At 44.1% G+C, this 13,291-nt stretch carries 12 protein-coding genes; 9 read left to right on the top strand and 3 right to left on the bottom strand.

The window, feature by feature from the left end:
- Position 1 precedes the first annotated feature (1 nt).
- The 9 genes from lpxA to LX64_RS15055 all read left to right on the top strand — a co-directional run bounded on the left by lpxA (position 2) and on the right by LX64_RS15055 (position 7,712).
- Positions 2 to 802, top strand: coding sequence for an acyl-ACP--UDP-N-acetylglucosamine O-acyltransferase (lpxA, locus tag LX64_RS15095; protein WP_111598497.1), 801 nt, complete (start codon positions 2 to 4; stop codon positions 800 to 802).
- A complete protein-coding gene (locus LX64_RS15090) occupies positions 786 to 1,403 on the top strand; it encodes an ABC transporter ATP-binding protein (RefSeq protein ID WP_111598496.1) in 618 nt (205 codons plus the stop codon). The genes lpxA and LX64_RS15090 overlap by 17 nt, the downstream gene beginning before the upstream one ends.
- A 62-nt stretch (positions 1,404 to 1,465) precedes the next feature.
- Complete coding sequence (locus LX64_RS15085) at positions 1,466 to 2,761, top strand: MFS transporter (protein ID WP_111598495.1); 1,296 nt, start codon at positions 1,466 to 1,468, stop codon at positions 2,759 to 2,761.
- Between the two features lie 17 nt (positions 2,762 to 2,778).
- Entirely contained in the window at positions 2,779 to 3,618 is an 840-nt protein-coding gene (locus LX64_RS15080; protein WP_111598494.1) for an MBL fold metallo-hydrolase, read from the top strand.
- A gap of 22 nt (positions 3,619 to 3,640) precedes the next feature.
- The gene (locus LX64_RS15075) at positions 3,641 to 4,012 is read left to right on the top strand and encodes a co-chaperone GroES (RefSeq protein WP_111598493.1); all 372 of its coding nucleotides are present in this window, start codon (positions 3,641 to 3,643) and stop codon (positions 4,010 to 4,012) included.
- 131 nt (positions 4,013 to 4,143) lie between these two features.
- Positions 4,144 to 4,605 (top strand): hypothetical protein, encoded by a 462-nt coding sequence (locus LX64_RS15070; protein WP_111598492.1) that lies wholly within the window; start codon positions 4,144 to 4,146, stop codon positions 4,603 to 4,605.
- A gap of 98 nt (positions 4,606 to 4,703) precedes the next feature.
- Positions 4,704 to 6,254: a helicase HerA-like domain-containing protein gene (locus LX64_RS15065; RefSeq protein WP_111598491.1), complete on the top strand. Its 1,551-nt coding sequence runs from the start codon at positions 4,704 to 4,706 to the stop codon at positions 6,252 to 6,254.
- Between the two features lie 10 nt (positions 6,255 to 6,264).
- Positions 6,265 to 6,639: an SdpI family protein gene (locus tag LX64_RS15060; RefSeq protein ID WP_111598490.1), complete on the top strand. Its 375-nt coding sequence runs from the start codon at positions 6,265 to 6,267 to the stop codon at positions 6,637 to 6,639.
- Between the two features lie 26 nt (positions 6,640 to 6,665).
- Positions 6,666 to 7,712 (top strand): Gfo/Idh/MocA family oxidoreductase, encoded by a 1,047-nt coding sequence (locus LX64_RS15055; protein ID WP_111598489.1) that lies wholly within the window; start codon positions 6,666 to 6,668, stop codon positions 7,710 to 7,712.
- Positions 7,713 to 8,332: 620 nt separating this feature from the next.
- Here LX64_RS15055 and LX64_RS15050 read toward each other — a convergent pair.
- From LX64_RS15050 to LX64_RS15040, 3 genes are all read right to left on the bottom strand, one after another.
- Positions 8,333 to 10,243, bottom strand: a complete 1,911-nt coding sequence (locus LX64_RS15050; protein WP_111598488.1) for a RecQ family ATP-dependent DNA helicase — start codon at positions 10,241 to 10,243, stop codon at positions 8,333 to 8,335.
- 124 nt (positions 10,244 to 10,367) lie between these two features.
- Positions 10,368 to 10,988 (bottom strand): trimeric intracellular cation channel family protein, encoded by a 621-nt coding sequence (locus LX64_RS15045; protein ID WP_111598487.1) that lies wholly within the window; start codon positions 10,986 to 10,988, stop codon positions 10,368 to 10,370.
- An 84-nt stretch (positions 10,989 to 11,072) separates the two neighbouring features.
- On the bottom strand, positions 11,073 to 13,181 hold the full coding sequence (locus LX64_RS15040; protein ID WP_111598486.1) for a heavy metal translocating P-type ATPase: 2,109 nt from the start codon (positions 13,179 to 13,181) through the stop codon (positions 11,073 to 11,075).
- Between the last annotated feature and the right edge of the window lie 110 nt (positions 13,182 to 13,291).

The following is a 13,291-nucleotide window of genomic DNA, read 5'->3' as shown; positions in this document are numbered from 1 at the left end:
AATGATTCATCCGCTTACATACATTCATCCGGACGCTAAAGTTGCGCCTAATGTTAAAATAGATCCTTTTACCGTCATTCATAAAAACGTGGAAATCGGTGAAGGCACATGGATTGGATCTAACGTTACCATCATGGAGGGCGCGCGAATTGGTAAAAACTGCCGCATCTTCCCAGGTGCTGTAATTGCAGCCATTCCACAGGATCTGAAATTCGAAGGTGAAGAAACGACTGTAGAGATTGGCGACAATACCACCATCCGCGAATTTGTAACCATTAACCGTGGTACAAAAGATAAACACAAAACTTCCATCGGTAACAATTGCTTGATTATGGCCTATTGCCATATTGCGCACGACTGTGAAGTGGGTGACAATTGCGTATTCTCTAACAATACTACCCTTGCGGGCCACATTAAAGTTGGTAACAACGTAGTGTTGGCAGGTATGGTAGCCGTTCAACAATTCTGTAAGATCGGTGATCATGCTTTCGTAACAGGCGGTTCTTTGGTAAGAAAAGACGTTCCACCGTACGTAAAAGCAGCACGTGAGCCATTGAGCTATGTGGGTGTTAACTCTGTAGGTTTAAAACGCAGGGGCTTCTCTTTAGAGAAAATCAACCACATCCTCGACTTGTACCGTGTTATTTTCGTAAAAGGGAATAATATTTCTAAAGCCATCCGTATCATCGAAGCGGAATTCCCTGCTACCGATGAACGTGATGAAATCCTTTCTTTTATCCGCGATTCTGGCCGTGGTATTATGAGAGGTTACTCTACTAAATCAAATGATGATATCGCTTAACCAAATAGGCAAGCGTTATAATTACGACTGGATCTTCCGGGGTGTTTCCGCTTCATTCGAAGCTGGAGAACATTACGCGATCCTTGGACCCAACGGTTCTGGTAAATCTACTTTACTACAAGTAATTAGCGGTCATCACCATCATAACGAAGGAACGATCCTGTATCAATTGGGTGAAAAACCCTTGGCGCAGGATCAATTCTTTCGCTTCAGCTCCATCGCTGCACCCTACCAAGAATTGGTAGAAGAATTCACTCTCCAAGAATGCTTCGACTTCCATCAGCACTTTAAATCGTTTTTACCCGGTTTCAAGTCGCAACAAATCATGGAAATTGTCGGTCTCCAAAAAGCAAAGCATAAACAAATTCGGTATTTCTCATCTGGTATGAAACAGCGTGCCAAGCTAGCATTGGCTATCTTTTCTAATGTGCCCGTGGTATTGCTCGACGAGCCATGTACGAACCTGGATGCTGCCGGTATAGCACTTTACCAAAGTTTAATCGCCAACTATTGCAATAAACGAATGGTCGTTGTAAGTTCGAACGACATTCAAGAATATGGTTTCTGTAAAACACGGATCGATATTACACAATACAAATAATTGTAGGAATGCTCACCGGCATTCCTTTTCATTGCATTCACATTTTTAAAGCATTTTGCCCTATGAACAAAGGTTACAAGAAAGTAATTAACGGCTGGGCCATGTACGACTGGGCCAACTCGGTGTACAACCTCGTTATTACCACTACTTTCTTCCCTGTTTATTTCCTTGCACAAACGCATAACAAGGAAACCAATAGCGATATCGTTAACTTCTTCGGTTGGCAAGTGAAGAACTCTTCCTTGTACGATTACGCCGTGGCTTTCGCCTTTTTATTGGTAGCGATCTCTACCCCTATTCTTTCCTCCATTGCCGATTCCCGCGGTAACAAAATGCGCTTCTTGAAGTTCTTCTGTTACCTAGGTGGTTTATCGTGCTCGGCCTTATTCTTCTTTAAGATGGATGCGGCGGTAGAATACGGTGTTATATGCTTCATTTTGGCTACCATTGGATGGTGCGGCGGATTGGTGTTCTATAACTCCTATTTACCCGAAATTGCACCTGTAGAAGATCGAGATAGGGTAAGTGCCCGCGGTTTCTCTTTGGGCTACGTGGGTAGTGTTATATTGCAAATCATCGGCTTTGTACTGGTCGCTTTCGAACCGTTTGGTTTAAAAGGAGAATGGCCGGTACTCGTTACCTTCTTGCTTGTAGGTATTTGGTGGATTGGCTTCGCGCAAATTACCTTCCGCACCCTACCTCCTTCTGCACCGGCAGAGGAACAACAGGGTAGCATTTTTAGAGATGGTTTTATTGAGTTGAAGAAAGTATATGCCCAAGTACGCCAATTACCCGTATTAAAACGCTATTTACGTGCATTCTTTTTCTACAGCATGGGAGTACAAACTGTCATGTTAGCAGCCACTATCTTCGGTAGCAAACTATTGAACCTTCCTTCTACGAATTTGATTATTGTGATTGTAGTTATACAAGTAGTAGCCATCTTAGGTGCTTGGGGTATGGCACGTTTATCGGGTATCTTCGGCAACTTCAAGGTGCTGATTGCTACCGTTATTTTGTGGATTATTGTATGCATTGCTGCTTACTTTACCTATACAGAGAACCAGTTCTACGGCCTGGCGGTATTAGTAGGCTTAGTAATGGGTGGCATTCAATCTTTAAGCCGCTCTACTTACGCAAAACTTATTCCCGAAACACGCGATACCACCAGCTTCTTTAGTTATTACGATGTAACTGAAAAAATTGGTATTGTACTGGGTATGTTCAGCTTCGGGCTGATCGACCAAATGTACTCTATGCGTCATAGTGTGCTCATTCTCACAGCTTATTTCGCGGTTGGTTTACTTTTCTTGTTCGCTGCTTTATTGAAACAAAGTAAATTAGCAAAGGATAAATAGATTTAAACGAACACGATATGAAATTACATACGATCAACACCGGCATGTTCAAGCTCGACGGTGGCGCTATGTTCGGCGTTGTACCCAAAACAATCTGGAACAAACTGAACCCCGGCGATGAAAACAACCTTTGCTCCTGGGCCATGCGCTGCTTGCTAATAGAAGACGATGGACGCTTGATTCTCGTTGATAACGGGATTGGTGATAAACAAGATGCCAAGTTTTTCAGTCACTACTACTTACACGGCGACGATACCCTCGATAAATCCCTAGCGGCTTTGGGGTACCACCGGAACGATATTACCGATGTATTCTTAACACACTTGCATTTCGACCATTGCGGCGGCAGTATTGTGCGCGAAGGCGAAAAGCTGGTGCCTGCTTTCAAGAATGCAACTTATTGGAGCAACGAAGATCATTGGACATGGGCTACAAAACCCAACGATCGCGAGAAAGCTTCTTTCTTGAAAGAGAACATTCTTCCCATCCAAGAAAGCGGTCAACTCCAATTCATTCCCAACGAAAACGGCACTTCATTCACCACGAACATGAAAATCCGTTTCGCCAATGGGCATACCGATGCCATGATGTTGCCACAGTTACAATACAAAGACAAGACCATCTTGTATATGGCCGACTTATTACCCTCTGTTGGCCATATCCCGTTGCCTTATGTAATGGCATACGATACCCGCCCACTCATCACCCTCGATGAAAAGAAAAGCTACTTAACGGAAGCTGTTGAAAACAAGTACATCTTGTTCTTCGAGCACGATCCGAACGTAGAATGCGGTACGTTGCAAATGACAGAAAAGGGCATACGTATAGATCAAACATTTGCCTTGAGCGAACTTTAAAAAGAAGCAGTAATTTTACAACATGAGAATTACGCCTAATAATAAATTAAAGAAATTAATCGTTGTAGGCGACCGTGTATTGGTGAAACTTACAACGGCAACCGACCGTACAGAAAGTGGCTTGTATTTGCCACCTGGTGTAGGTGAAAAAGAGAAAGTGCAACAAGGGTATGTAATTAAAACCGGCCCGGGGTATGCTATTCCCGTACCCGGTGAAGACGAACCTTGGAAGCAAGAAGAAGAGAAAATCAAATACATTCCCTTACAAGCACACGAAGGCGACTTAGCGATCTTTTTGCTAAGTGGCGCTACGGAAGTGATGTACGAAGGTGAGAAATATTACATTGTTCCACAACAGGCCATCTTGTTGTTGGAAAGAGAAGAAGAATTATAAAACCCTGTATCCCTGCTTTTGCAAAGAAGCAGGGATCTATTTTCCCTATAACCGCCACAGCTGATTTCTATCAGTAAACGCATTACCCAGTAAGCGTATTTTTACAGATTATTCTTATTAAAACATACAGCATGCTTAAAAAGAAACATAACGCATCGCGTTATTCCTTGGTAATGGGCGCACTTTTGCTCACAGCCTTCTCGGCTTGTCAATCGCCCAATGGTAAGGCTGCTCAAGCAACAACAACGGAAGCCGACAGCGTAAAAATCCTGGACAAAGAAGTAATGGACATGCACAACATTGCCATGCCGAAGATGGTCCACATCCGTACACAGAAACAAATCTTAACAAATTCCATCGACAGTTTAACGAAGTTGAAAAAGGAAGTACCGGCTGCTTTTACCGATGCTGTACATAACCTCGATTCTGCCAGTAACGCGATGGACGTGTGGATGAAAGCATATGATTACGATATGACCGGCAAAAGTGATGCAGAAAAGATCACTTATTTAAACGGTGAATTGAAGAAAATCGAAGCCATTAAAGCACACATGGAAAGTAGCATAGAACAAGCAAAATCCGTTCAACAATAATACGCGAACCTTTACTGCAACCCACAGCAGTAAAGGTTTTTCTTTTTCCGCCCCTTCCCTGCCTAAGCACTATTTACTTACCTCGAAAACTGTTTGACATGGCAAATAAAGATGCATTCCTCCAAACGATCAATAATGGTTATGCTTTCAAAGGCGAATTCTTCAAACTAGGCTGCGCAATGCTGGATGGTGAAGTGATAACGGGAGCAGATGTGAACTTGCCATTGAAAACATTTAACCGGCACGGTTTAATTGCCGGCGCTACCGGTACCGGTAAAACAAAAACATTACAAGTGATTGCCGAAGGCTTAAGCGAAGCCAGTATCCCGGTTTTACTCATGGATATTAAAGGCGATTTAAGTGGCATTGCAGCACCCGGCACAGATACACCTAAGATCGAAGAAAGGTATAAGCTTATAGGTGGAAAATACAGTCCTACCGGGTTCCCAGTGGAACTACTTTCGCTCAGCCACGAGAAAGGTGTACGCCTACGTGCTACGGTAAGCGAATTTGGTCCTGTGTTGTTATCGAAGATCTTAGAATTGAACGATACGCAAGCAGGGCTGGTAGCCATGTTGTTCAAATATTGTGATGACCAGCAATTACCATTGCTCGATTTGAAAGACTTCAAGAAAGTGCTCCAATTCGCCGGCAATGAAGGCAAAGCCGAGTTAGAGAAAGATTATGGCAAGATTTCGACCACCTCTACGGGTACCATCTTGCGGAAAGTGATTGAATTGGAACAGCAAGGCGCGGAGATTTTCTTCGGGGAGAAATCGTTCGAGGTAGATGATTTGATGCATATTGGTGATGATGGTCGTGGTGTAATTTCTATCGTTCGCGTAACTGATATACAAGACCGGCCGAAACTCTTTTCCACCTTCATGCTAAGCTTGTTGGCGGAGTTATACGCGACGCTGCCGGAAGAAGGCGATTTGGATAAACCGAAATTGGTGATGTTTATTGATGAAGCACATTTGATCTTCCAAGAGGCGAGTGATGCTTTATTAAAGCAGATAGAAACCATCATCAAACTGATCCGTTCCAAAGGGGTGGGTATTTTCTTTTGTACGCAGAACCCGATGGATGTACCCGCTTCGATATTGGGACAGTTGGGTATGAAAGTGCAACACGCCTTGCGCGCGTTTACCGCGGCCGACCGGAAAGCCATTAAGCAAACGGCAGAAAACTACCCGCTAAGCGATTATTACAAAACCGACGAGTTATTAACGCAAATTGGGATTGGGGAAGCCTTGGTAACATGCTTGAATGAGAAAGGCATACCTACCCCGCTTGCTGCCACGATGTTAACTACACCACGTAGCCGCATGGATATACTAAGTGATATAGAACTGGATGCACTGGTGGCCAAATCCAAGCTCGTTAAAAAGTACAACGAAACCATCGACAGCGAAAGTGCTTACGAAATGTTGAATGCGAAATTGGAAGAAGCCGCCGCTAAAACAGCAGCAGCCCCGGCTGCGAAACAAACTGGAAAAACTAAAGAAGAAAAGGGTATATTGGAAACCATCTTAACCAGTTCTGCCGCTAAACAAGCCGGTAGAACGGCCACCAACATAATTACGCGCAGTATTTTGGGCGCCTTAGGATTAGGCGGCAAAAGCAGCAAAAAGAGTAGTTGGTTTTAAATGATTGTGTATGGAGATGAAAGTAATATCCGGTTTTGCCATTATTGCGGGCCTTGTGGGGCTTATTATGCTTGCAACAGGACTTTATACCCAGCGCAAGCCACCTGCAAAAATTAACCCTATTTATGGCTATAGAACACGCCGTAGTAGAATAAACCAGGACACGTGGGATTTTGCGCAGTTATATTCTGCGAAAGTGATGATTAAGTCGGGCATTTTCTTGGTAGTATTAGCAGCATTGGGGTTTGCTTTGCGCATACCCGCTCATAAAGCTTGGTACTTTGCCGGTATTTTCATTTCATTATTCGTACCCATGCTAACGGTTTTCTATACCGAAAGTGCTTTAAAACGCACATTCGACGAGCAAGGAAACCGTCGTTCTTAGATTAAAATAGTTTAAACATTATACTGATGGCAACACCGATTAAAACAGGACTATGCTCATACGGCCACAGTGGTAGCGTGTTTCATGCACCATTCTTACACCTCCACCCAGGCTTTACGTTCGAAGCAATTGTAGAAAGAAGTAAACACGAAACACAAAAACGTTATCCATACGTTACCGTGTATAGTAGTGTAGAAGACATGTTGAAAGATGACAGCTTGGAATTAATTGTTGTCAACACACCGAATTACTCGCATTACGAATACACGAAAGCAGCTTTATTGGCGGGGAAAAACGTGGTAGTAGAAAAGCCTTTCACTGTTACAACGGCAGAAGGTGAAGAGTTGGTGCAATTGGCGAAAGAGAAAAACTTGATGATCAGCGTGTATCAAAATCGTCGTTATGACAGCGATTACCGTATGATTAAGAAAGTGGTGGAAGAAGGATTATTGGGGGATATTTTGGAAGTAGAATTCCATTACGATCGATTTAAAGAAGAGCTTAGTTATAAAGCGCATAAGGAAGTGGCGCAAAAGGGTACGGGAGTGTTGTATGATTTGGGATCGCATATTATCGACCAGGCATTAACGCTTTTCGGGATGCCAACAAGCGTATTTGGCGATGTGCGCATGATTAGAACGAACTCGGTGGTGGACGATTACTTCGAGTTATTGTTGTACTACCCGAACTTGCGCGTACGTGTTAAATCGAACTACTTGGTGCGCGAGGCTTTACCGGCGTACATACTCCATGGTCGAAAAGGATCTTTCATTAAGCACAAGGCCGATATCCAGGAAGCGATGTTGCTGAAAGGGTTATTGCCGGAAGGTAAAGATTGGGGAGCTGAACAGCCACACGAATGGGGGCTTTTGCACACTGACTCTAATGGTGAAGTGGTGAAGAAGTACTTACCTTCTGTACCTGGTAGCTATATGGATTATTACCAAGGTATTTACGAAGCTTTGCGTGAAGGGAAACCGAACCCTGTTCCTGCGGAACAAGGATTGAATGTGATCCGTGTTATTGAGGCGGGCTTCAAAAGCAGTGAAGAAAGAAGAGTAATTGATTTATAAGAATTGTGTAGCAAATATATAATGGAAGGTGCCCTATTAAAAGGGCGCCTTTTTTATTTTATGATAGTATGATATTATTTTCAATCTACCCCTTCTTTTTGGGGCTAATGACAGGCTGTCACCCTATTTTAGTCCATAAACTCCCATTTTCGAATAGTAAAACTTACACTTAAAATCCGGGGTAAAAACCTGCTCCAAAAATCAATTTATTGGCATTTTTTAGACCAATACAGGCACTATTGTCGGATGATCAATCAAATTATTATTCGCGGAAAAATATCGCCGAAACAAGGCTTATTTTAAGGAATTCCTTCAAATGCTTTACGGTCCACAAAAATTGTTAAAAAAGTCGACAAACAGTCGGTAAATCGCATAACAAGTCCAGTAAAATCAAGGGTTGTGTGCGGATACTCTTGGTAAACTGTCGGTAAAAGGCTTACTAAACCCTTGCTAATACTGGGTAAAAGTCGGTGGAGGGTTGGGTACCAGTCGGTGGGAAGTCGGTAGAAGGTCGACTGGGAGTTGGTAAGATGTCGAAAAAGTGTCGAAAAAAGGTGCACTTTTCCTTGGGCGAAAACTGGAATATTCGCCAAATTGACAGGGTAATTTACTATTAGTATTTAGGCAGATATTTTCCGCAGTGTGCCGTCGTGGCTGCGTTCTAGGTTGCCTTCGTCGACTAGGAACGAAACTACGCTGAGCAGTAGTTTTTCGTCGACTGCTTTCAGTTTATTGCGGAGGTCGTCGTAGCCTACAGGCGTAGTGGTAACGTGTGTTAGCACGAGCGTAGACACCTCTTCGAAAGTGGCGCTGGATAATTGCTGGTTTTTCTGTGCAATACACACATCGCACACACCGCAAGGAGCGGCGGAGTCTTCCCCGAAATAGCTAACTAGGGCTTGCGTGCGGCATTCGGTGGTATTGGTAGTATAGGCAATCATGGCATCAACGCGTTCTTCATAGGCTTTCATCCGTTCTTGGATTTGCACCATGTTTACCGTGAGTTGTTCTACGGGGATGCGTTGTTGCACAAAGCATAATTGGGGTTCATCCTTCCGCGGTTGGAAACGGATAATACCGTGTTGGTGCAGTTGTTTTAGCTGCTCAATAATCACTTTATCCGTGGTGCGCAAAATACGGGCTAATTGCTTTTCGAACACCCTTGTAGGCTGATCAAAAATACCTTCGTATGTGCGTAATAAGGCTTTCAATAATGGTTCTATCGCAGGGTTAGCATCTTCGTATTCGTACAATGTATCTTTGTTGATAACGAACTCTACCCTTGAAGGCATGAGCACGCTTTCACTTAATTGCAAGAAGCCTTCTTGTTCCAGTATGCGGATGGCGCTGTAAGCTACCGTAATATTGAGTTCGAATTTCTTTACGAAATCGTTGATATCGAAATCGTAATATACTCCTTCCGCACTGCCTACGGGTACTTGCAAGTAATTAACGATACCTTGGTATACCTCTCGTATTTCCGATGCTACGGGGAATTGCAGGGGAATGCGAGCCTTCATTTCCGTTAAATCGGAAGAACTGTAAAGTAGTACAGCGTAAGCTTTCAGTTCATCGCGCCCAGCACGCCCTGCTTCTTGGTAATATGCTTCAATACTATCGGGCACATCGGCATGAATAACTAAGCGCACATCGGCTTTATCGATACCCATACCAAAGGCATTGGTGCACACCATTACGCGGGTGCGGTTGTTGATCCATTGCTCTTGTTTGTGGTTTCGTTCTGCGGAAGTGAGACCTGCGTGGTAGTAATCGGCTGCAATGCCTTGCGCATGTAGCAAGGTAGCAATGTCTTTTGTTTGCCTGCGGTTGCGGCAGTATACCACAGCCGTGCCTTTTACACGGTCGAGTATATGTTTGATTTTTGTGAGTTTCGCTTCTTCTTCCAATACGCTATACGACAAATTACTCCGTACAAAGCTTTTGGTAAAGATTTGCGGGTCTTTCATGAGCAGCTTTTCACAAATATCCTTACGCACCTTGCGTGTAGCCGTAGCGGTTAATGCCAATACGGGTACATTTGGGAAGAAGCTGCGGATAGTGGCGATTTGTAAGTAAGCTGGACGGAAGTCGTATCCCCATTGAGAAATACAATGGGCCTCGTCTACGGCAATTAGCTTTACCGGTAGTTGTTCACAATATTCTTGGAAGCGTTTGCTTTGTAATCGTTCTGGCGAGATATATAGGAACTTCACTTCGCCCCTTCTTGCCAAGTCTAACACCTTTTCCACCTCTTTGAAGGGCATACCTGCGTAGATATGTAAAGCGCTGATGTTGCGCTTTCGCAAGTTCTCTACCTGGTCTTTCATGAGCGCAATCAACGGCGAAATCACCAAGCACATCCCTTTCTGCATCATAGCCGGTACTTGAAAGCAAATGGATTTTCCGCCGCCCGTGGGCAGCAAAGCTAGCGTGTCTTTACCCGCCAATATTGCTTGGATAATATCCTCTTGCAACGGCCTGAATTGTTGGTGGCCCCAATATTGACGTAATATCGTTGTTGGCGTAATCAATATAAGCTGGAGTTTTTAGAACTTTAACAAAAACAGGGCATCCTTGCGCAGAAGAATGCCGCCTCTCTATAAATATAATTTTTTTACGCGAATAATCGCTTATACATCTTGTTAAAAGCAGTAGTTACCATTTGTTCTCCTTGGTTAAATAAGGCAGCGACCAGCGTTTACGTAAAGCAAACAACCGAATAGAGATGATCAAAATGATACTTAAAATCATATTCACCTCTAAATCGATACCCGTATAGCCTAGCAAGATATACACGGTAGCACCGGCTAGGCAAGCCGTAGCATAAATTTGGCGGGAGAAGATGAGCGGAATTTCGTTCACCAATGTATCGCGGATAACGCCCCCGAAGATGGCCGACATCATACCCATAATAACTGCGGCCCAAGGATTTACGCCGAAGGCGAGCGATTTTTGCACCCCAAGAATCGTATAAAACCCAATACCGATGGTATCAAAGAGGAACAGCGAGCGCTTGTAGCGGAGCAAAATGGTTCTGAAAACGACGGTTACCAATACGCCCAAAGCAATGGCTATAATATACGACTGGTCTTTTACCCATACGATGGGGTGAATACCTAGAATTACATCGCGCAAAGTACCGCCTCCGATGGCCGTAACAAACGCGGTGAATGAAACCCCGAAAATATCATGGTACATCTTTTTATCCCAAGCAGCCAAGGCCCCGGAGATAGCGAACATAAAGGTGCCTATCAAATCGATCCAATAGGTAATCATAGTTGAGCAAATTTGCTTTGGTGTAAAAAAACGCTGTACCATGCTTCCACACGATACAGCGTTCTATAAAGTTGCATTTAATTTTTAATTATTCACATTTTTATAGCGCAAACGAACAGAATTCACGGCCAGCACAATATCAGACACCGCCATAACGGCCGCGCCTAAAATGGGGCTTAAAAAGCCCAATGCTGCTACCGGGATAGCCACCACGTTATAAGAGAAGGCCCAGAAGAGGTTTTGTTTGATCGTGAGATAAGTATGTTTTCCTAAGCCCATTGCCAGTGGCAAGTTACCCAGGTCGTTTTTCAACAATACTACATTAGCACTTTGCATGGCTACTTGCGTAGCATCGCTGAGGGAAATACCGATAGTAGCTTTTGATAAAGCAGGCGCATCGTTGATACCGTCGCCCACCATGGCTGTTGGTGCGGTGTGCATTAGTTCCTCTACGCGGGCTAGCTTTTGTGCAGGTGAATGTTCGGCATATACTTTTTGGATGCCAAGCTCTGCAGCGATGGCTTCGCATTTTCGTTGCATATCGCCGCTCAACAAAATCGTTTCTATACCACTTTGTTCGAGGCTGGCAATTACTTGCTTGGCTTCGGGGCGAAGCTCGTCTTTAAAGTTGATCCAACCTGCCAATGCACCATTTTTCAAGAGGTAGATTTCATGTGTATCATCAGCAGTAGCGCTGGCGGCCATTTTATAGGAACCTAGCTGCCATTGGTTACCGGCTTTATCGGATGCCAACATGCCTACCCCTTTCTGTTCGCGTACTTGGAGTAAATCTACCGTAGGTACACCTTTCCAAGTAGCGGTAAGGGATTTAGCGATGGGATGTGAAGAGTATTTTTCTAGGCTGAAAACGATCGATTTGAACGACTCTTCCGTCATATTCTCGAAGCAATAATCACCAATAGTGAGCTTACCAGTGGTAAGTGTGCCTGTTTTATCGAATACAACTTGTTTGATGTTCTTAAATTCTTCCAAGGTTTGACCACCTTTGATCAAAATCCCGTTCCGTGCCGCCCTACCCAATCCTACCATTACGGCAGCCGGGGTTGCGAGGCCCATGGCGCAAGGGCAAGCAATCACCAATACGGCCACGCTATGCATAATAGATGTAGATAACTCGGCCCCTGCAAAGAAGAACCAACCGATAAATGTTAGCAAGGAAATGCCGAGTACGGTAGGCACGAAAATCGCGCTGATTTTATCGGCTAAACGTTGCATGGGCGGTTTATTGCCCTGTGCTTGTTTCACTAATTCGATGATATAGGAAAGTACCGTGTCTTTACCGGTAGCAGTGATGAATATTTTGATGCTGCCTTCTTCTAGGATTGTTCCCCCGATGACTTTATCCTTTTCTTGTTTGCTTACCGGTTTACTTTCACCCGTGATCATAGATTCGTTGATAGCAGCTTGTCCCCAGTAAATGGTACCATCCATGGGAATTTTATCGCCGGTATTAACGAGTACGCGGTCGCCTACTTTTAGGTGGCGGTTATCGATTTCGTGCACGTGTTCGTGGCCACCATCGTGGCTATCGAGTTTTTTAGCCATGGTAACTTGCATTTTAGCGAGTTCGCCGATGGCAGTGGTGGTTTGCTGCACGGATTTTTCTTCCAATAGGTTCCCTAGAAACACGAGCGTGATAATAGCTGCCGCGGTTTCGTAGAACAAGTAGTTTTCGCCTAAATGTAGCCATGTGCCCGTGAGGCTATATCCAAAGGCGGCCGTGGCGCCAAGCGTGATTAAAACATCCATATTGGCGACCCCGTTTTTTAGCGATCGGAAGGCACTAAGCCCGAAATGCCACATACCAATGAGATATACGGGTGTGGTGAGCGCCAATTGCACATATGGATTGTGAAGCCAATGCCAGTTTACCCACATATGCAATAGCAATGGTAGTGTAAATACTAGGCAGGCGTAGAACTTGAACTGTAAGGTATGATAGAAAGGGATTGTTTTTTGTTCTTGCCCGGGTAATATTACTTCATAGCCCAAATGTTCGATTCCACCGAGTATTTCCTTGGTTTCGGCAGTATTGGGGTTGGTGAAGCTCAATTCTTCCGTAGCGAAGCTTAGCACCACGTTCTCCATACCTTTTTTCTCGAGGTATTTTGAGATGGTGAGCGCACAACTCGAGCAGTTCATTCCTTTTACCTTGCAACTGATTGTTTCCATTATTAAATGCGCTTAAAATAGTCTTAAAATTGTACTGGATACAGGTAGGGAAGCCACCATACGTAGTAGTTGGGGCTCCATTCGCCCCCTGTTTTACAAAATTATTGAAT

Origin of the sequence: Chitinophaga skermanii (genome assembly GCF_003259335.1) — a bacterium.
In the GTDB taxonomy this organism is placed as follows: Bacteria; Bacteroidota; Bacteroidia; order Chitinophagales; family Chitinophagaceae; genus Chitinophaga; species Chitinophaga skermanii.
The sequence above is the reverse complement of the archived record's forward strand: the minus strand, read 5'-3'. Positions and strand labels throughout refer to the sequence as shown.